The following is a 20,472-nucleotide window of genomic DNA, read 5'->3' as shown; positions in this document are numbered from 1 at the left end:
AGTGAGTTTCACTTAACATATCCCCATTTCCTGCGGCTTTCCCCGAAAGAATGAAAACCTTTTGAACGGAAAGCAGTCCGCTCCGGCGGACTGCCCAGTGGGCGGCGAATCGCCGCCCGAACAATACTGATTTGGGGGTTGAGTTGCTTGGGTGGTGGGTGTGTTGTTGGGTGGAGGATGTGTTGTTGGATAGCGGGGTGTTGTTGTCGTATAGCGGCGTTTTGTTGTCGTATAAACTTGTTTACCTCCCGTATAGCGAGTTTTTCCTTACACATAGCCCGTTTTACTTAACGTGTCTCCATTTCCTGCGGCTTTCCCCGAAAGAATGAAAACCTTTTGATTGGAAAGCAGTCCGCTTCTGGCGGACTGCCCAGTGGGCGGCAGGCGCCGCCCGATCAAACCCGGTTTGGGGGTTGAGTTGCTTGGGTGGAGGGGGTGTTGTTGGATAGCGGAGTGTTGTTGTCGTATAGACGCGTTTTGTTGTCGTATAAACTTGTTTAGCTGCCGTATAGCGGAGTTTACCTCACACATAGCGAGTTTTATTTAACGTGTCTACTTTTTGTGAGGCTTTCTCCGAAAGAACGAAGACCTTTTGATTGGAAAGCAGTCCGCTCCCGGCGGACTGCCCAGTGGGCGGCAGGCGCCGCCCGATCAATACCGGTTTGGGGGTTGAGTTGCTTGGGTGGAGGGGGTGTTGTTGGATAGCGGAGTGTTGTTGTCGTATAGCGGCTTTTTGTTGTCGTATAACCCTTTTTACCTGCCGTATAGCGAAGTTTTCCTCACGCATAGCGAATTTTACTTAACGAGTCCCCATTTTCTGTGGCTTTCTCCGAAAGAACGAAAACCTTTTGATTGGAAAGCAGTCCGCTCCCGGCGGACTGCCCAGTGGGCGGCAGGCGCCGCCCGATCAATACCGGTTTGGGGGTTGAGTTGCTTGGGTGGAGGGTTGGTTGTCATATAGTGGAGTGTTGTTGTCGTATAGCGGCTTTTTGTTGTCGTATAACCCTTTTTACCTGCCGTATAGCGAAGTTTTCCTCACGCATAGCGAGTTTTACTTAACGTATCCCCATTTCCTGCGGTTTTCTCCGAAAGAAGAAAAATCTTTTGATTGGAAAGCAGTCCGCCGCCAGCGGACTGCCCAGTGGGCGGCAGGCGCCGCCCGATCAATACTGGTTTGGGGGTGAGTTGCTTGGGTGGGGCGGTGTTGTCGTATAGCCGACTTTTGGTGTCGTATAGCGGCGTTTTGTTGTCGTATAACCCTTTTTACCTGCCGTATAGCGAAGTTTTCCTCACGCATAGCGAATTTTACTTAACGAGTCCCCATTTTCTGTGGCTTTCTCCGAAAGAACGAAAACCTTTTGATTGGAAAGCAGTCCGCCGCCAGCGGACTGCCCAGTGGGCGGCAGGCGCCGCCCGATCAATACCGGTTTGGGGGTTGAGTTGCTTGGGTGGAGGGGTTGGTTGTCGTATAGCGGCTTTTTGTTGTCGTATAACCCTTTTTACCTGCCGTATAGCGAAGTTTTCCTCACGCATAGCGAGTTTTACTTAACGTCTCCCCATTTCCTGCGGTTTTCTCCGAAAGAAGAAAAATCTTTTGATTGGAAAGCAGTCCGCCGCCAGCGGACTGCCCAGTGGGCGGCAGGCGCCGCCCGATCAATACTGGTTTGGGGGTGAGTTGCTTGGGTGGGGCGGTGTTGTCGTATAGCCGACTTTTGGTGTCGTATAGCGGCGTTTTGTTGTCGTATAAACTCGTTTAGCTGCCGTATAGCGGAGGTTACCTCCCATATATATCGAAATTCCCCCCACACATAACCAATACCCCTTACTTTTCAACAGAAAAATCCTCCCCATAATATTATTTACAGGGAGGATTTATATTTTACGGTTATAAATTTTTCTCTTCGTAATGCGCTCTATTATTTCTTCTTCTATTTAGAGTGCCCTTTCTAATCCAAATATAGCCAGCCAGGAGCGCTATTAATGTGAGAACTGATATCCAAAGTCCAGCTTTGAAGTACGGTGTTGTATAAAGCAATTCCACTCGGTGTTCACCAGCTGAAACCGGTACTCCTATAAACGCGGAATTCACTTCCAGTGCTTCTGTTGCAACTCCATCAACTTTTATCTGCCAACCCTTACTATACGGCACAGACAAGAAGAGCATGCTTTCAGTCTCGGCATCCACCGTTCCCTGGACGCTGCGGCCGGTATAAGTGATGTTTTCCATACTTTGCTGCTTCGCATCGTTTACCATTTCAGGATAACTCGTATATGGATTGAAAGTCAGCAATAATTCTTCCATTTCATAGGTTCCAGGTGTCAATGTGAACCTGAGATTTTCATTGGATAGCTGATTGCCCAAATTAATGACAATCTGTTCACGAGGATAGTTATAGACTGTTCCTTCACCATTATTGGTAAAGGTTTTATAACTTGAAGCCACTTTGAAACGTTTTTTAGAAGTTTCTTTTATTTTCAATTCCATCATCACTTCTCCGGGCTGATCAAGCCATGGGTTTTTGAAGGTCAATGATGCTCCATCCCCCACTATTAACATATTATTTTCATCGATTGTGATGTTTTCCATTACTAAATCCTCGACCAACAGCATTCTTTCTTCCACAGTCAGATTTTCAACCGCGAATTCCGGGAGATTGTCTGCCTGCCCTTCATCAACAACAGCTGCCTGCAAGAGAAGCTGGTCCCTTTCAGCAAAATTCATCGTTTCCATTTTCTCTTCGGTAACGACTGTGTCGACCAGATAGCCGATTGGCAGGAAATAATCGTTTTGGTACACTTCGTAATTTTCAGTTGAAAACTGATGAGTGAAGCCAAACGGTTTGAACCAGGTGTCTTTTGGCTTGATAAAGTATTTATTGGCCAATGCAGTTTCAAGGTAAAGACGGTTATCGAGATTCTGATACAGGCTTGGACTATTCCAGTGCAGCACGTTGTAATCCTGTTTCATGAACCGGTGGACATTACCCGCCATCAAACTGCTGTAGGCGCTAAAACCTTTATAATCCAACAGAAGTGGAGCATTTTGTTCGCGCAGATGATCCCACATGATTCTGTAGAAACCATCATCTTCGCGTTTGATGGTTTCGATCAATTCTATTTCTTCCTGTGTGCCATAAGACGCCAGCTTTTCCTCCTGATGCTGTTTCAGGACGGCAGCGTCTCCCAGGAAATCTTTCAGCATAAAGCTATTCATATAGATGCCATTCAATAGGACCAGCAAAACTATTGCCGATGTGATGAGCAGTTTGACCGTTTTTCCGGAAATTTCGATGAGTGCAATCAATAATAAGGTGAATAGCGCCATGAACCCCAGCATAATCAAATCACGATCTTCCACTACTTGGCCGGTTAATTCCCTTTTAAAATATACCCCCGCCGTAACCAATAGAAGAATTCCGGCCAGCAAAAAGCTGGAGTGTCTTTTGAAATGGCCCTTTAACATCATATCGAAAATCTGTGCGCTCATCCACGCCCCTGTAAACATGAATAGATAGAGCCAGCGAAATTGCATCGCCGACAGCCCATTGAAAAGTGAATAGCTGAAAGGGATTAAGACCAGCAGGCTGAATAGCAGCGAAAACAAGAACCGTTTTTGAAAGATTTTATCTCTCAAAAGAAAACCGAGCGGTACAAGCAGGATGATCAAAGCGGGAAATGCCGCCATAAAAATACTTGGTTGGTCATTCATGAACAATAGCCGATATGGGAGATTCTTATAGAACCACGAATCGAAAAAGGCAGGAACCGCTTCCTCGTAATAGAAACGGTCAACATTCAGGAATGAGTATACGGCAGGCAAAAATGCGAACGCGGCCAATAATAGTCCACTGGCATAAGCGAGCCCAAAACGCAGTATAAAGCTGAAAAAACCTTTGATTGATTTATTTTCCATTAAACTATATTTAAGAAGCACATACACTCCAAGATAAAGACTGTTTATGTACGCCAGGTAAAAGTTCGAAGTTGCGACCAAAAACACAGCCGCTATCAGAACCCACCCTTTCTTTTTTTCAATGGCGTATTCAAACGCCCACAAAAGAAGCGGCAGATAGATCATACCGTCGATCATAAAATCGTAGCGCAGTGAATGGAACATGAAGAATACCGATCCTCCATATACCAGGCTGCCTATAATAGCAGAAGATCTGAAAAGCTTCAGGCAACGAAGGAAATGAAACATGAAAACCATAGTCAGGAACATTTTCAGTGCGCTGATGATCAAGCGTGCATCGAATACTCCTTCCAGGCTGTCGAATGCAGCAGCAAAAGGCAATGTCAGCCAAAAAAAAGGGGAAGTCGAGTAATAATAGGAAAAGCCGCCAAGCAGATCTCCCCCAAGCCCATTGCTCCATGACCAGAAAAAATTTCCATCTAAAAATTCACGTTGGAGGAATGGATAGAAATGGGATACCTGTTTGACAGAGTCACAGCAGTTTTCATTAAAGTCCGCACCGGAGACGATAAAATAGGAATGCATGCTGAAAGCTGCCAGCAGAAAGAAAATATAGGTTAAAGCCAGTTTAATGAATTTATTGTCCAATATGTTCACGGAGTTCACCTTTTGCTTTGTCATGTGTCAACACTTTTTTTGAAACGAAAAAAGTAGCAGGGATAGTAATGCCCTGCGCGATTAGAGGTGAGATGTTTTCATTGAAATTCATGAGATCCACCAGCAGGAACAAAGCCGCGCTCGACACGGTAATATTCACCACATAAGTCAGTGGAAACTGGAGGAATTTCTTTAATGTTGGTTTCACTTTGTAAGTGAAATAAGAATTAAAATAGAACGATCCCACCATGCTGATGAGAAAAGCGGATATATGGGCTGCCATATAAGGCAGTGAACAAATATGCACAAAGAAAAGGTACAACACATAATAATTTGCTGTATTCAATAAACCGACCAACACGAACCGGAATATCTGGCCGGCCAGTTCAGTATTTTGGATGTTTTTCAAAAGTGGAAGATTCCATATTGGTTTCATTGATAAGATAATGCGGTCTCTTTTTTGTTTCATAATAGATCCTTCCTATATATTCCCCAATAAGGCCCAGGAAGGTCAACTGGACGCCTCCAACCAGGAGAATTGCTGAAATCAGCGTGAAATAACCGGGTTCATCGACACCCCGGAAGATAACTTGGATAAGCATGACTATGACGTATAGTATTGAAACCGCGGTCAGGGTAAGGCCGATGTAGATGGACGCGCGAAGCGGCTTGTTGTTAAAGGACAACAAACCGTCAAAAGCGTAGTTCAAAAGCTTTGGAAAAGTCCAGGAGCTCGTCCCGTCTTCCCTCGTGACATTTTCGTAATCGATAATATACTCCTTAAATCCGATCCAGGCGAAAAGCCCTTTGGAAAAGCGGTTGTATTCTTTTAACGATAACAGTGAATTGACTGCCCTCCTGCTCAGCAAACGGAAATCCCCCACGCCATCTTCCAATTCAACTTCCACAAACCAGTTGATCAACCGGTAATAAAGTGAGGAAAGACCCGAGCGCACAAAAGAGTCACCTTTACGGTTTCTTCTCGCAATCACCTGGTCGTACCCTTCTTCGAATTTACCGATCATTTCGGGAATCAATGACGGCGGATGCTGGAGATCGCCATCCATTATGATTACGGCATCCCCTTTGGCAAATTCCAATCCGGCAAGCATCGCTGCCTCTTTTCCAAAATTTCGGCTGAATGATATATAGAAAACATGTTCTTCCTGTTCGGATAGTTCCCGTAAAACGTGTTCAGTTTTATCGCGGCTGCCATCATTTATAAAAATAAGCTCATATGAATAAGATTGTCCCATCACTTTCTGCATTTCCAGCTGAAAATTGCGGATGTTATTCTCTTCATTGAAGCATGGTATAACAATAGAAAATTGCAACACAGTCAATCCTTCCTAATTTCTTCTCTAAATTCTCATTTTACTTTACATGATAGAAATTGTAAAATGTACTATGCATCAAATTTTCTTATCAAAAAAGGTTAAAATAAATATTATTAGTGAAATGGGGAAGTCGGAACTATGAAAAAAGTAGTGGTTTACTTGCTGCCATATATTGCAATACCAATTTATGCATTTCTGTTGTTATTTATTGTCGAAGGGATTTACAGGGGTTTTTCGGCAATGCCCGAATGGGTAAAAACGCAATATCATGAATTCACACTTGTTTATGTGTTTTTCCTGTCTATTTTCTTTATCTTTCATATATTTAAAAGGAAAATATTCCTTTTATTGTCCCTTGTATTCAGTCTGTTGACAATCATTCTTTCCGTTGCCAATAAAGTCAAACTGACTGTCAGAGGAGATCCACTTATCCCTGCGGACATGCTGCTGATCTCTGAAGCAAGTACAATGGTAAGTTATTTATCAGCAACTCCCATGTGGCAGATCGTCACAGGTGGAATTATCATAATTCTGCTGTTGGCTGCTATTATCTATGCCATCATAAAAATGCCGAAAGAGAAAACGTGGAATTGGCATCGTGTAGTGATCGGCATTTTGGCATGCTCAATGTTCACTTACATATATTACCAGGAAGTGGAGGCATCCGAGTCAGCTATCCGCAGCCAATACCACATTGATACCATCGACTATAACCAGGCAAAAAACTATCAGATGAACGGATTTGTCATGGGCTTCACACGAAATTTGAAGTGGCTCTCAATCGATCCACCAGAAGATTATAATGAACAAAAAATTGCTGAACTTACTGAACGATACAGTGAAGAACCGTATGAAAAAGACGGCAAAAAGCCTCATATCGTTATGATCATGAGTGAAGCTTTCTGGGATCCTACACGTATGGATTCGATTTCATTTAATAAAGACCCGCTTGAATATTTCCATTCATTGTCTGAAGAGCATACATCCGGAGATATTCTGGCTCCTGTTTTTGGCGGTTCCACAGCCAATACCGAATTCGAAGCACTTACCGGTCTTTCGATGAACTATTTGCCGGACGGTTCAATTCCTTATCAGTTCTATATGAAGAAACCCGTACAGGCTTTGCCGAGTCTATTGAAAGAACAAGGTTATGAAACGACCGCCATACATTCCTATTATAATTGGTTCTATCAGCGCAACAGTGTTTATAAGAATATCGGATTTGACCAGTTCATCCCTCTCGAGTTCATCACTGATCCCGTTGTCGATTTCAAATATTATCGCGACCGTGAAGTCAATGACATGATAATCGAGCAAATTACAAATGCCGATAAACCAAACTTCGTTTTTGCGGTTACGATGCAAAATCATGGTCCCTATGTAGACAATATGAAAAAGGACTATGCTGAAATCGAAGTGGAAATGAAGGAAGCGGATGGCAAGTTAAGCGAAAGCTCACAAAACATCCTGGAGTTTTACAGCGACAATATTCAGCAAATGGATCTCGAGCTTCAACGGATGATTGAGTCTTTCGAGGAATTAGATGAAGATGTAATGGTCGTATACTTCGGCGATCATCTTCCACTGCTCGGGGCCAATGACCAGGTTTATCGCGAAGCCAATTACTTCTTCGATGACAGTGAATACGAGGACTATTTAAAAAAATATTCAGCCCCCTTGCTTATATGGGATAATTTTTCAGAAGAACGCGAGGATCTGACAATTTCTCCAGCTTATTTGCCGGCCTATATTCTTGCGAAAAGCGGTTTGGAAGGAACATCGTTAACCAACCTGCAAAATGAAGCACTTAATTCTGGAAACGGACTGTTCCCCCGCAAAGATTTCCTGGACCAGATAGATTTCGATTCGGAGCTTTACAACTCTTATCAATTACTTCAATATGATGCTTTATTTGGCCGCAAATATGATGAATCATTCGTGGCGGAAAGCAATGAGGATTTCCGCTTAGGAGCTTCTGCTCCGGCTATCAAGTCGGTTGAAAAAGTGAATCAGGAAGGCCAGGCTTTCGCTGTAGTTCAAGGTGATCACCTGACGCGCTTCACAAAAGTGTTCGTCAATGGTGAACAGCTTGAAACCAGCTTTAACGAAGGCGAATTAAAAGCTACTTTGCCAAACGCTGACACAACCGGCGAGATTCAGGCAAAAATCATCGACACCAACGGTACAATCCTTACAGAAACCAATATCCTGGAACTGGAAAACTGACCCCAACCGGCAGGCGCTTCTATGCGCCTGCCGGTTTTTTTCGGGTGTGGTGGTTTTTGGGTGGGGGTAGTTAGTTGTCGGATAGCGGGGTTTTGTTGTCGTATAGCGGCGTTTTGTTGTCGTATAAACTCGTTTAGCTATCGTATAGCGGAGTTTGCCTCACCTATAGCGAGTTTTACTTTACGTATCCCCCTTTCCTGCGGCTTTCTCCGAAAGATTGAAGACCTTTTGTATTGGAAAGCAGTCCGCTCCCGGCCGGACTGCCCAGTGGGCGGCGGGAGCCGCCCGATCAATACCGGTTTGGGGGTTGAGTTGCTTGGGGTGAGGGTGTGTTGATGGATAGCGGAGTTTTGTTGTCGTATAAACTCGTTTTGTTGTCGTATAAATTCGCTTACCTGCCGTATAGCGGAGTTCACCTCACGCATAGCGAGTTTTACTTAACATATCCCCATTTCCTGCGGCTTTCTCCGAAAGAATGAAGACCTTTTGAACGGAAAGCAGTCCGCTCCGGCGGACTGCCCAGTGGGCGGCAGGCGCCGCCCGATCAATACCGGTTTGGGGGTTGGGTTGCTTGGGCTGGGGGTTAGTTGTTGGATAGCGGCGTTTTGTTGTCGTATAGTGGCTTTTTGTTGTCGTATAAATTCGCTTACCTGCCGTATAGCGAAATTTACCTCACGCATAGTGAGTTTCACTTAACATATCCCCATTTCCTGCGGCTTTCCCCGAAAGAATGAAAACCTTTTGATTGGAAAGCAGTCCGCTCCCGGCGGACTGCCCAGTGGGCGGCGAATCGCCGCCCGATCAATACTGATTTGGGGGTTGAGTTGCTTGGGTGGTGGGTTGGTTGTCGTATAGCCGAGTTTTGTTGTCGTATAGCCGAGTTTTGTTATCGTATAAACTCGTTTAGCTGCCGTATAGCGGAGTTTGCCTCACGCATAACCACTTCAACCTAATATATACGCCTCTGCAGCATGTCGCCACGCAAAAAAAAGACATTCATTTTTCATGAATGCCCACATGCTTGTCCATATAATATCGCCGCACCTTACTGTCGGAAGCCTTTTTATAGAAGGGATGGCTTAGTATTCTCCTTGCTGAGGAAAGATGCTCCAACTCTAAGAAATCTTTACATTCAGCTACTGTAATGCTGGGTTTTATTAACATGAACCATTCATGAAGTGCCTGGTGATGCGCCTCAGGATTTGTCAATCCACAACCTTCACACTTCCAGGAGCGTTTGATTTTATTCATTTTCGTAATTTCGCACGCTGGACAAAATACGCCATTTTTTATTTCATCAGGATTGATACCAATTTTCGGTGCAAGCGGAAACGGATTGTATTCTGAATAGAGACTCAGCAATTGCTGGCCGAGCCTATGCATTTCGTCAATGGAGATGATTTCCGGCGGCATTTTGAAATTCTGCAACCGGATCATTACTTCGTCCGCGCTCCAGATTATCGAACCAGGCGGCGAGTCTTCGACGATCTGGTTTGGATAGGCAATCACCAGAAATGCATGAACTGGCAAGGAAATATCGATGCTTTTTAACAGATTTGCAAATTTCCACTTTGCCATTTCCATCTGAACCAATGGACTTTTATAACCGCGTTCGATGCCGGACGCCGTCGTTTGGCGGAGCGTACTGGGATTCAGCGTAAATCGAAGCCGCCCCGAAATATTTTTTACTTCTAATAGGATGATGCAGGACTGGGTCAATAAAATCGTATCCACCTGCAATTCCATGCTCGAGGAAATCGAATAGTCCTGGATAATTAAATACGGATAATCCGGGCTAAAATATTTCATCAACTGGTCCAGCCGTTCTTCTCCACCAAAGCCGGCTTTGCTGGATTTGAGAAAATCTTCAACAAGTTCCTGTTTTGGATGGTATAGCGGCAACCTTTTCAACAATGCTTCATATCCCTCAATTTTAGCCGGCTTCTTGCGGAATTTGATAATTATAGCAGCCACCCCTCTATCAATAGTAGCATAGATTTTCAGATTATTCCATATTTATCCAAATATGAAATTTGAGAGCTCATATAACCTCAAAAATGAGATTTGTGTCTGATATTATGTGATGTATGATGTTTTTTTGACATTTAACTTATATGAGATTATGGTGATTCGCTTGGGTGGTGGGTGTGTTGATGGATAGGGGCGATTTGTTGTCGTATAAATTCGTTTTGTTGTCGTATAACCCTTTATAGATGTCGTATAACGAAGTTCACCTCACACATAGCGTGTTTTACTTAATGAGTCCCCATTTCCTGCGGCTTTCTCCGAAAGAACGAAGACCTTTTGATTGGAAAGCAGTCCGCTCCCGGCGGACTGCCCAGTGGGCGGCAGAAGCCGCCCGATCAATACCGGTTTGGGGGTTGAGCTGCTTGGGTGGTGGGTGTGTTGTTGGATAGGGGCGATTTGTTGTCGTATAAACTCGTTTTGTTGTCGTATAGCGAAGGTTACCTCACGCATAGCGAGTTTTACTTAACGAGTCTCCATTTCCTGCGGCTTTCTCCGAAAGAACGAAGACCTTTTGATTGGAAAGCAGTCCGCTCCCGGCGGACTGCCCAGTGGGCGGCGAGCGCCGCCCAATCAATACCGGTTTGGGGTTGAGCTGCTTGGTGTGGAGGATTAGTTGTCGTATAGCGGGATTTTGTTGTCGTATAAACTCGTTTAGCTGCCGTATAGTGAAGTTTACCTCACGCATAGCGAGTTTTACTTAACGTGTCCCCATTTCCTGCGGCTTTCTCCGAAAGAACGAAGACCTTTTGATTGGAAAGCAGTCCGCTCCCGGCGGACTGCCCAGTGGGCGGCAGGCGCCGCCCGATCAATACCGGTTTGGGGGTTGAGTTGCTTGGGTGGTGGGTGTGTTGATGGATAGCGGCGATTTGTTGTCGTATAGCCGGGTTTTGTTGTCGTATAAACTCGTTTAGCTGCTGTATAGCGGAGTTTCCCTCACACATAACCCCTTATCCCTCACATCTCCCACAGAAAAAAGCCACCCTCACAGGCGGCTCTTTACTGGTATAGACAAAATCATTTCCTCCAACAGTACCGGCATCTGCTCGAATGCGTTTTTGATGTGGAGGCGTTCGGTACGTTTGTGGGCATCTTTGCCGAATTGGCCGATGTTGAGAACCGGCGCTTTTAATTGCTTCATCGTCTGGAACGGGATTCTGTAGGCATCTCCGTAAACCGGCGTGTTGGCTTCGTAGGTGATCCAACCGTCTTTCTGTTCGCCATAATTTACATAGCTCAAATCGGAAATACCATTGAAGTAATGGATCTGATTGAGTTCATGGCCGAATTTTGCCATGGCGTTTTCCTTGATTTGCCCGATGCAGCGTTTGACCAGTTCGTCTTCTGACGAGTTGACCGCCGGATAATATGGCGGCGCGAACATGATAATTATCGCCGGCGTCAGTTCCTGGCAATTGACCAGCAGGATGTCTGTGATATGCATCGACTTTTCGCGAACGTCCCATTCCGGATGCATGAGCGTATCCCGGATCAGGTCGTTGAAATACTCAATTCCAAATTTATCCAGCGCGTATTTCACCAGGTCTTCGTAACGCATGACCCTGATTACACCGACCGGTTCAATGTTTTCATTGTTGCACATTACCATATAATCTTCCATGCAATGCGCTGCCGCTTCTTCCGCGACCTTTTCGAATAAGTCAAAAACTTGTTCGGCACTATGCTCCATCGTGAAGACATTATACAACGCAAATGTGCGGTACGGCGTCTGCGCTGAATAGAACTCCTTAATATCACGTTGCGTCAGAGTTACAGGCAATGGCGTCGTTTCGCCGTAGACCGTCTCTTTGAATGTGGGATTCCATTCCATGCGGTGTGTCAGATACGTCGAAATATAGCTTGACGTTATGCCCGACAACGGTTCGCCGACATGCGTCTCTTTGCCGTAGAACATGGCGGATGGCATGATTTTGCCGATCGATCCGCTGTAGATGTAATGGTCCTGGTCACCCGGATGCTGCGCGAATGAAGGCTCGCCGTTAAGGAATAAAATATATTCCAGTCCGTATTCGCGTTCAAGGTCGAGCAATTTGCTGACGCTGTAGCGCATACCGGCAGAATTGACTTCCTCATCCGGCACGGACAATAACACGAGATTGATCCGCCATTCATTGGCAGCGGCTTTCTCGAGCGTCGCCATATGCATCGCGAGACCCGCTTTCATGTCCATCGTGCCGCGGCCGAACAAATATTCACCCGAATCGAGGTCTGCCTGAGCATATTCGTCCAGCTCCCCTCGAATCCCTTTCATTGCTTCCGTCAGTTCACGCGGGTTGCAGGCGAGTGGCTCCAAATCACCGTATTCCCCGGTTTGAACGGTATCAAAATGGCTCATAAGGACAATCGTGTCGGTCGCTTCCGGATGTTTGTATAAAGCGGTGACGTATTGGCGATCCCAATTGACTTCACCGAGATAGATCTTCTCCGGATTGTTCTGGAAATAAGGGATCTGTTCCAACTTATCTTTCAGTTTATAAGCGAATTCCACTTCCCCTTCTGAAAGTGTGATACTGTTCCAGCCGACCATTTCACAAAGCAATTGCTGTAATTTCTCCGGTGTTCCCCATAATAAGTCCATAACTTATCCCCTTTCCGTCACTTGCACAGTTTTCAGCCAATTGGCTATCCTCTCCATCGCCAGTTCGAGTGTCGGCATCGCATAGGCATACGAAATGCGCAGGAAACCTTCGCCGTGTTCAGTAAAAGCCGAACCCGGCACTGCGGCCACTCCACCTTCTTTCAACAGGCGCGTGGCGAAGTCAAAGGAAGACATACCGAATTTCTCAATGGAAGGAAATATGTAGAATGCGCCGGTCGGTTTGACGACATCAAAGCCCATTTCCACTAATTTGCCGTATACATAATCACGCCGCATCTTATAGGCCGCGTTCATTTCATCCGGCACAAAGCGGTTGTTGCGCAACGCCTCAATCGCCGCATGCTGGCTTGGCAAGGACGCGCACACCGTGTTGTACATATGCACTTTCAAAATATGCTTCGTATATCGTTCCGGTCCGAGTAAAAAGCCCATCCGCCAGCCCGTCATCGAATGTGATTTCGACAAGCCGTGCACGAGGAAAGTCCGGTCTTTGATTTCGCTATAGCACGCGAATGAAATATGTTCCCCCTCAAAGACATTTTCAGAATAGATTTCATCCGCAATGACAAAGATTTCATGCTCCTTCAATACTTTAACCAGCGCTTCTGTCTCTTCTTTATTCAAACTGACCCCAGTTGGATTTGAAGGGAAATTGAACAGCACCGCTTTCGTTTTGTCCGTAATGGCCGCTTCCAAACGCTTTGGATCCGGAACCAGGCCGGTGTCCGAGATATCAAGGAGCACCGCTTTCCCGCCGTTCAGCTCGACTAACGGCACATAGCCCGCATAGCACGGAGCCGGAATAATGACTTCATCGCCTTTTTCGATAATGGTCCGGAGCACAGAATCGAGCGCTTCGCTGGCACCGTTCGTGATGATGATTTCCGTCTGCGGGTCATAAGCAAGCCCGTAACTGTCGCTGAAAAATGAAGCCACTTCCTGGCGCAGTTCGATCAGCCCCGCATTATGGGAATAACTTGTTTTATTGGCTGCAATTGCGTCCATCCCTGCTCGCTTCACCGCTTCCGGCGTTGGAAAATCAGGCTGGCCGATTGTCAGGTTGATGGCATCCGGGTAATCCACCAGCTGATTAAAAAACTGGCGGATACCGGAAATAACAAGGGCTTCCGCCCGTGGATTAAGGGTTAAAGTCATAATAATCTCCGATCCATTCATTAGTTTCTTCTATTATACATTGAAGTAATAAATCCAAAGTATTCGATATTCCGCAAAACAGCTTGCTTGCCTGGAGGCTCGCGCTGAGCTAACTCGGTCTCGTTTCACTTCGCCCGAGTGGATCTCAGCCCTTCGCTTGGTCCCCTGGGCGTCTGCGCTGTTTTGCTCCATATCGAGGTGTCGCCTAGCGCCGGCGCGTTCCAGGAGCAGGCGAATGCCGACGGAGCAAAAGACGAGCGGTCTTCTCGGCTTATTGCAGGAGCTTTGTCCAGAGCGCCGAAGCGGTATATAAAAAGCTGATTCTTTAATTCAACATATATAAAGTCTTTTCTTCTTCATCTTAAATAATAATGTGCATAAGAACAAGAAAAAACGGTTCAGCGGGTGCTGAACCGTTTCTTTCTTTTTGCATAAAGGTCTTCTGCGGCTCCTGAGCCGAAAAGGACGCCGATCACAATCAGCACAAAGCCACCCAGGTGGCCGGGCAGAATGGTTTCATTTAAAATGATGGCCGCCGCGATCAGTGAAAACAAAGTGTTGAGGTTCATAAAGATCGCCGCTTTTGTCGGACCCGCCTGGCCGATCGAATAATTGTAGAGCATATGCCCGACGGATGTGCCGAGTACAGCCGAGAACAGGAAGGCGAACCAGAATATCGGCGGAACTTCCGCAAATGCCGCTATGCCGCCCGGTTCCTGCACGAGCGAGATTAAGAACAGCACGGCGGAGCCGATGATGAACATATAGCCCGTCATCAGCCGGGGATCCAAGTTTTTCGAGGCATTGGCAATGACGATATAACTCAGCACCTGCGTCAGGATCGAGATGAAGACGAAGAGATCGCCGATATTCATGCCACTTGTCGGGCCGCTGCCTACGCGCACCGTGAGAACGACACCGGCCAGGCCGATGACGACGCCGAGCCATTGCAGCCGCGACGGATAGTTGCGCATGATGAGCGCCACCAGCACCGCCGTCAGCATCGGACCCGTGCCGAGAATCAACCCGGCATTTGTGCCAGTAGTCAAGGTCAATGCATTCGACAGGAAATAATGATGTGAGACGACGTTCAATAACGACCCTAGTAATATGTATTTCCAATCAACACGGGTGGGCCAGCGCAACAGGCGGAAAAAGGCAAGAATGATGAAAACTGATATCCCAGCGACGAGAATCCGGAATGTCGTCAAAGTCACCGGACCGACGAATTCCACCATGTATTTAACTGTTGCAAGATTAAATCCCCAAACGATCATGACGCCGGTCAGGATCAGATATACTTTCCATTGTTTCAACCCAGTCATGCCTTCTTTCGGATTTCGTAATAAACATCCATTTTACGCTCTGTTGCTGGGAAAGTAAATGACTACACCGAATAATCATAAGCTTTCCGCCCGATCAGCAGGCTGAATGCGATGAACGCCACGAGCGACAGCAGCACCGGAAACGTCACGGTATGGACGCCGAACAGGTTGCCGTACGCCTGATTATAAAAATGCAGCGCGACATATGTGCCGATTCCCGTCACCATCGACGCGATGGCTCCGTATTTATTGCCCCATTTCCAGTAGAGCCCGAGCACAATCGGCCAGACGAACGCCGCTTCCAAACCGCCGAACGCGAATAAATTCAGGAAGATCAATAAATCCGGCGGATCAAGTGCCAACAGGAAGACGCCAATTCCGAGCATGGCCGTTACGCCGAACGAAATGCGTTTGATGGTCTTCAATTCCGCTTCCGGTTTTATGTAATTCAAATAGACGTCACGGACAATCGATGAGCTGACAATAAGCAATAGCGAATCGACCGTCGACATGATTGCCGCCATCGGTGCAGCAAGGACGATTCCCGCGAGCCACGGCGGCAAGGTTTCGAGTGCAATCAGCGGAATGACTTTGTCGCCGACATCGATGCCCGGCAGAATTGGACGCGCGAAGACACCGATGAGGTGCATATTGAGCATGATGATGCCGGTGACGAGCGTTCCGATGATGAGCGCCCGGTGCATCGAGCGAGAATTTTTATAGGACATTGCCCGGACCGCAATCTGCGGCAACCCGACAACACCGACGCCGACGAGTATCCAGAAAGATGATACGTAAGCTGCGGATAAATCGCCTTCCGCTCCGTATGGTGTCACGAGATTCGGGTTTTCATTGATCAAATCCTGGACGATTGTGGGAATGCCGCCGCCCGTAATAATGACCGCGATCAAAAGGATTGCCGTTCCGACCAGCATCACTGCTCCCTGCACGGCATCCGTCAGCGCAACCGCCCGGAAACCGCCGATCGTGACGTAAACCAGCACACTGACGGCAAACAGGAACAGCGCTGAATTATAGGACAAGCCAGTCAGCGATTCAATCAGCCGCGCGCCGCCGATCCACTGGGCCGCCATGGCGGAAAACAGGAAGATGATGATGCTGAGCGCAGATAATAGGACCACGGCTTTGCTGTTGTAACGCGCTTTCAGGAAATCAATCATCGTCACCGCTCCATAACGGCGAGCCATGATTGCAAATTTTTTGCCGAGAATCATCAGCACGAAATAGCCGGTGACAACCTGCGTCATCGCCAGCAGCACCCAGCCGAAACCCATTGTATAAGCAGTTCCGGGACCTCCTAGAAAACTCGAGGCACTGCCGTATGTCGCGACCATCGTCATCGCCAGCACAAAACCGCCGAGTTCACGGCCACCGAGGAAATAATCGCTGATGAAATTCGACGATGACGCCAGTTTGCGGCTCGACCAATAGCCTATGAAGAAAATGAGGATGAGAAAAACGATCATCGGAATCAACACAGCATAATTCATCGTTTCTCCTCCTCTTCCCCATCAAACGGCACTTCCACAAAAAAGAATTTCACAATGACAATCACGAGGATTGCGATGACGAGGAATCCTACGACACAGCTGTAGAAAAACCAGGCCGGCAACCCGAAGACGTAGGTATACTCTTCCACCGGCCGCGAGCCCAGGCCATATGCGAAGCCGAACCACCAGATAAAATTGAACAGCGCCAGCCCCACGCCGATTAAAGCTTCCCGGTGGGCAATTTTAAACCGCCAATCCGTTTCATTCATCATCCCCACTCCATTTCTTTACTTATCATTTTCTTATAATACCATTATTTAGTAAAAGTATTAAACTGGGAATGAATTGTGGCGGCAACTCTAGCGCCGCTGACCGCTTGCCGTTCACGGGTTTTCGTTCTGTCGTTTGGAGAATGCCGCAGGAGAGTGGGACGCGTAAAGTAAAACTCGCTATGCGTGAGGTGAACTCCGCTATACGGCAGGTAAGCGAATTTATACGACAACAAAACTCCGCTATCCATCAACACACCCTCATCCCAAGCAACTCACCCCACAAACCGGTATTGATCGGGCGGCGATTCGCCGCCCACTGGGCAGTCCGCTGGTAGCGGACTGCTTTCCAATCAAAAGGTCTTGGTTCGTTCGGAGAAAGTAGCAGGAAAGGGGGACACGTTAAGTAAAACTCGCTATACGTGAGGTAAACTCCGCTATACGGCAGTTAAACAAGTTTATACGTCAACAAACTTCGGCTATACGACAACCAACCCTCCACCCAAGCAACTCACCCCCCAAAACCGGTATTGATCGGGCGGCGATTCGCCGCCCACTGGGCAGTCCGCCGGCAGCGGACTGCTTTCCAATCAAAAGGTCTTGGTTCGTTCGGAGAAAGCCGCAGGAAATGGGGACACGTTAAGTAAAATTCGCTATGCGTAAGGTGAACTCCGCTATACGGCAGGTAAGCGAATTTATACGACAACAAAACGAGTTTATACGACAACAAAACTCCGCTATCCATCAACACACCCTCACCCCAAGCAACTCACCCCCCAAAACCGGTATTGATCGGGCGGCGATTCGCCGCCCACTGGGCAGTCCGCCGGGAGCGGACTGCTTTCCAATCAAAAGGTCTTCATTCTTTTGGAGAAAGCCGCAGGAAATGGAGATACGTTAAGTAAAACTCGCTATACGTGAGGTGAACTCCGCTATACGACATCTATAAAGGTTTATACGACAACAAAACCCGTTATACGACAACCAACCCACCACCCAAGCAATTCAACCCCCAAACCGGTATTGACGGGCGGCTTCTGCCGCCCACTGGGCAGTCCGCTGGCGGCGGACTGCTTTCCGATCAAAAGGTCTTCGTTCGTTCGGAAAAAGCCACAGGAAATAGGGACACGTTAAGTAAAACTCGCTATGCGTAAGGTGAACTCCGCTATACGATAGCTTTACGAGTTTATACGACAACAAAACGCCGTCATACGACACCTAAATGAGTTTATACGTCAGCAAAACCCCGCTATATGACAAACACCCTCCAAACAAGCGAATTCATTCTATACAAAAACCCGCGAGCAGCCGCTCGCGGGTCTAAGTTCATTATCTTGCTAAAAGATATTCCACATATTTGCGCCAATAGGTATTTTTTGCATGTTCCATGTCCGGCTGAATGCTCGGGAATGGCAGGAAGGTCATTGGGGCAGATCCGAATTCTCTCAGTAAATCATTATCCACAACAGTTGCCCCGGCTTGCACACCATCACTCAAAATAGCTTTGCCATCCAGTCCGAATGCAATGGATATCGGCATGTCTACCGCATATCCATCCTGGTCCAGTGCAAATACATTGCCAGTGCCGTCATAGCGGTCAAAAATCCAGTCGTCTTTTAAGGCGACAGCATCTGTTGCTTCATTGATAATAATGGAAGTATTGGCGGTTTTGCCATATGGAACGGCGTCCGTAATGGGTTCTTCCGTCATGATGAGAACTTCGTAAATCGCGATCGGGTTCGCCTGATCGACAGGATCGAGGGCGCGGTAAGCTTCCAGCCATTTGGAATTGTCAGCCGGCAGCTCTGATACGCTGTGCACTCTGGCAGGCATGGCCTCTGGAATTCCATCGACGTGGACGAACACGCGATCTTCCGCGTTGACTTCGAGCCATTCTTTTTCAATAACATAAGTCATGAATAATTTTTCACTCGAATAAATTTCAATGCTCATAGGTTGTGAACCGGCATCGATTTTTCCGACAATGCCTTCTACCGGGCTGATTAGCGCGGGAGTGGCCGTATTCTGAGCCAATTGGGCTTCAACGACGGCCAATTCAGTTTCAATCGCTGCGAGGCGCTGTTCTGCCTCCGCAATTCCAGCTGCATAGGAGCCATCCTGCGGAACTTCAACATCCAATGAAACATTGACGTCGAGTTCAACGGTGTCTCCATCTTCATTGGTGACCGTATCCCGATCGGTCGAACTGTCGGAGCTCGAGCCGGACTGGCGGGAACGGGCCGTTTCAAGATCTCTCACAGCGTTTTGGACCTCGAGCAATTCAGTGCGCAGCGCTGTTTCCTGCGCTTCCCAAATCGCTCGCTGTTCTTCACTTTCCGATTCGTTCAGCAGGGCAAGTTCAGTACCCGCTTCGACATAATCGCCTTCATTGATAATCCATTGATCTACAGCTTCGGAATCCTGTATGAAGATTTCCGTTGCTCCCAGCGGCGCTGTAACTGCCTCTTTCGCTAGTTTTTCAGTATAGTTGCTCGTGTATACACGTTCATATTCACTGATATAAACTTTTTTTGGAACAAGGCTCTTGTCGCTGAACAATAGGATTGCATTCGCCGCCAGAAATGCGGTGATGGCAATTGATAAGCCGATTGCAAAGTATTTATTCACCTGGAACATCTCCTTCCGTGAAACCTTCCAGCATGTCCTCGACTGGCACAAAGTCCAATGCGCCAATCGCCACTGCGATTAGCAGATGGAGAATGATAAGCCCGAACAGCAGCAGTTTCGGTGAAAATTCCACATAATTGCGGAGGAAACGGTATTGGATGGCAATAATGAGCGATGTAAAAATTGTCAGCTGGTTAAAAGTCAGAATGATAAAGGAATGATCAAAAAACATCGCCGCCAGCGGGCCAAATGAAAACATCGACAAAAAAGTTGTGTAGCCGAGTACAGCAAAAATTAGAAACAGCAACGCTTTTTCGATGACAAGAATCGCTGTAACATAAGTCTGCATCACTAACGCAGCGCGCCATGGGATTTTCAAAATCCGGCTGAACAGGAACGCCGCTCCGTATGTATGGAAAGCCAAATAAATGCCGGCCCAGATAAGAGTGCCGGCGAGTGATATCCAGCGGGCAAGCGTATATGTGTCAAAATCTCCGGCAATAAGGTATGGCGTCAGTGTCGAGGTGTTCATTCCCCAAATTTCACGCACGGCAAAAAGCAGGACTCCCAACGCAAAAAGCCACCCGAGCCTCTTATTGAAATGCCGCATTTCCGAATTTTCAAGATTATGTATGAGTTCTCCCTGTCTGGCGAAATAATGCCAGAACTTAAAATCAAATATCATATGGCTTTATTCCCTTCGTGGCGATTGAATTTCCGCGTATGTAATCATCCCTTACTTTACCAAAAACTGATGAACATTGGAATGCTTAAATTGGTACATTTTACAATATAATATTTCAACA

12 protein-coding genes are annotated in these 20,472 nt (G+C 46.9%); 1 reads left to right on the top strand and 11 read right to left on the bottom strand.

Features of this window, described 5'->3' with window-relative positions; genetic code table 11:
- Positions 1 to 1,885 precede the first annotated feature (1,885 nt).
- Genes ACFQ1X_RS10420 through ACFQ1X_RS10410 form a run of 3 tightly spaced genes read right to left on the bottom strand, consistent with a single transcriptional unit; the run spans position 1,886 to position 5,904 of the window.
- Positions 1,886 to 4,594, bottom strand: a complete 2,709-nt coding sequence (locus tag ACFQ1X_RS10420; protein WP_144841652.1) for a YfhO family protein — start codon at positions 4,592 to 4,594, stop codon at positions 1,886 to 1,888.
- The gene (locus ACFQ1X_RS10415; RefSeq protein ID WP_379082451.1) at positions 4,551 to 4,979 is read right to left on the bottom strand and encodes a GtrA family protein; all 429 of its coding nucleotides are present in this window, start codon (positions 4,977 to 4,979) and stop codon (positions 4,551 to 4,553) included. The genes ACFQ1X_RS10420 and ACFQ1X_RS10415 overlap by 44 nt, the downstream gene beginning before the upstream one ends.
- A complete protein-coding gene (locus tag ACFQ1X_RS10410) occupies positions 4,957 to 5,904 on the bottom strand; it encodes a glycosyltransferase family 2 protein (protein ID WP_144841653.1) in 948 nt (315 codons plus the stop codon). Before ACFQ1X_RS10410 ends, ACFQ1X_RS10415 begins: the two co-directional genes overlap by 23 nt.
- Positions 5,905 to 6,045: 141 nt before the next feature.
- Between ACFQ1X_RS10410 and ACFQ1X_RS10405 the strand changes: the two genes are divergently transcribed.
- Complete coding sequence (locus ACFQ1X_RS10405) at positions 6,046 to 8,133, top strand: LTA synthase family protein (RefSeq protein ID WP_144841651.1); 2,088 nt, start codon at positions 6,046 to 6,048, stop codon at positions 8,131 to 8,133.
- A 996-nt stretch (positions 8,134 to 9,129) separates the two neighbouring features.
- Here ACFQ1X_RS10405 and ACFQ1X_RS10400 read toward each other — a convergent pair.
- The 8 genes from ACFQ1X_RS10400 to ACFQ1X_RS10365 all read right to left on the bottom strand — a co-directional run bounded on the left by ACFQ1X_RS10400 (position 9,130) and on the right by ACFQ1X_RS10365 (position 20,351).
- The gene (locus tag ACFQ1X_RS10400) at positions 9,130 to 10,107 is read right to left on the bottom strand and encodes a nuclease-related domain-containing protein (protein ID WP_144841645.1); all 978 of its coding nucleotides are present in this window, start codon (positions 10,105 to 10,107) and stop codon (positions 9,130 to 9,132) included.
- A gap of 1,036 nt (positions 10,108 to 11,143) precedes the next feature.
- On the bottom strand, positions 11,144 to 12,757 hold the full coding sequence (locus ACFQ1X_RS10395; protein ID WP_144841646.1) for a M20/M25/M40 family metallo-hydrolase: 1,614 nt from the start codon (positions 12,755 to 12,757) through the stop codon (positions 11,144 to 11,146).
- 3 nt (positions 12,758 to 12,760) lie between these two features.
- Positions 12,761 to 13,933, bottom strand: a complete 1,173-nt coding sequence (locus tag ACFQ1X_RS10390) for an aminotransferase class I/II-fold pyridoxal phosphate-dependent enzyme (protein WP_144841647.1) — start codon at positions 13,931 to 13,933, stop codon at positions 12,761 to 12,763.
- Positions 13,934 to 14,331: 398 nt separating this feature from the next.
- Positions 14,332 to 15,249 carry a DMT family transporter gene (locus ACFQ1X_RS10385; protein ID WP_144841648.1) on the bottom strand — a complete coding sequence of 306 codons (918 nt, stop codon included), beginning with the start codon at positions 15,247 to 15,249 and terminating at the stop codon, positions 14,332 to 14,334.
- Positions 15,250 to 15,320: 71 nt separating this feature from the next.
- Entirely contained in the window at positions 15,321 to 16,769 is a 1,449-nt protein-coding gene (gene panF, locus ACFQ1X_RS10380) for a sodium/pantothenate symporter (protein WP_144841649.1), read from the bottom strand.
- Positions 16,766 to 17,038 carry a YhdT family protein gene (locus ACFQ1X_RS10375; protein ID WP_144841650.1) on the bottom strand — a complete coding sequence of 91 codons (273 nt, stop codon included), beginning with the start codon at positions 17,036 to 17,038 and terminating at the stop codon, positions 16,766 to 16,768. Before ACFQ1X_RS10375 ends, panF begins: the two co-directional genes overlap by 4 nt.
- A gap of 1,329 nt (positions 17,039 to 18,367) precedes the next feature.
- Positions 18,368 to 19,675 carry an efflux RND transporter periplasmic adaptor subunit gene (locus ACFQ1X_RS10370; RefSeq protein ID WP_379082444.1) on the bottom strand — a complete coding sequence of 436 codons (1,308 nt, stop codon included), beginning with the start codon at positions 19,673 to 19,675 and terminating at the stop codon, positions 18,368 to 18,370.
- Positions 19,659 to 20,351, bottom strand: a complete 693-nt coding sequence (locus ACFQ1X_RS10365) for a hypothetical protein (protein ID WP_379082442.1) — start codon at positions 20,349 to 20,351, stop codon at positions 19,659 to 19,661. Before ACFQ1X_RS10365 ends, ACFQ1X_RS10370 begins: the two co-directional genes overlap by 17 nt.
- Positions 20,352 to 20,472 lie beyond the last annotated feature (121 nt).

Source organism: Metaplanococcus flavidus (assembly GCF_042675885.1).
Classification (GTDB): Bacteria; Bacillota; Bacilli; order Bacillales_A; family Planococcaceae; genus Planococcus; species Planococcus flavidus.
Note: the sequence above shows the minus strand (reverse complement) of the source record. Positions and strands in the feature narration are given on the sequence as shown.

Excerpts from the sequence above, each read along its gene's own strand:
- ACFQ1X_RS10420 (WP_144841652.1), bottom strand. The coding sequence starts at position 4,594 with ATGACAAAGCAAAAGGTGAACTCCGTGAACATATTGGACAATAAATTC.
- ACFQ1X_RS10395 (WP_144841646.1), bottom strand. The coding sequence starts at position 12,757 with ATGGACTTATTATGGGGAACACCGGAGAAATTACAGCAATTGCTTTGT.
- ACFQ1X_RS10365 (WP_379082442.1), bottom strand. The coding sequence starts at position 20,351 with ATGATATTTGATTTTAAGTTCTGGCATTATTTCGCCAGACAGGGAGAA.
- ACFQ1X_RS10375 (WP_144841650.1), bottom strand. The coding sequence starts at position 17,038 with ATGAATGAAACGGATTGGCGGTTTAAAATTGCCCACCGGGAAGCTTTA.
- ACFQ1X_RS10405 (WP_144841651.1), top strand. The coding sequence starts at position 6,046 with ATGAAAAAAGTAGTGGTTTACTTGCTGCCATATATTGCAATACCAATT.
- ACFQ1X_RS10390 (WP_144841647.1), bottom strand. The coding sequence starts at position 13,933 with ATGACTTTAACCCTTAATCCACGGGCGGAAGCCCTTGTTATTTCCGGT.
- ACFQ1X_RS10370 (WP_379082444.1), bottom strand. The coding sequence starts at position 19,675 with ATGTTCCAGGTGAATAAATACTTTGCAATCGGCTTATCAATTGCCATC.
- panF (WP_144841649.1), bottom strand. The coding sequence starts at position 16,769 with ATGAATTATGCTGTGTTGATTCCGATGATCGTTTTTCTCATCCTCATT.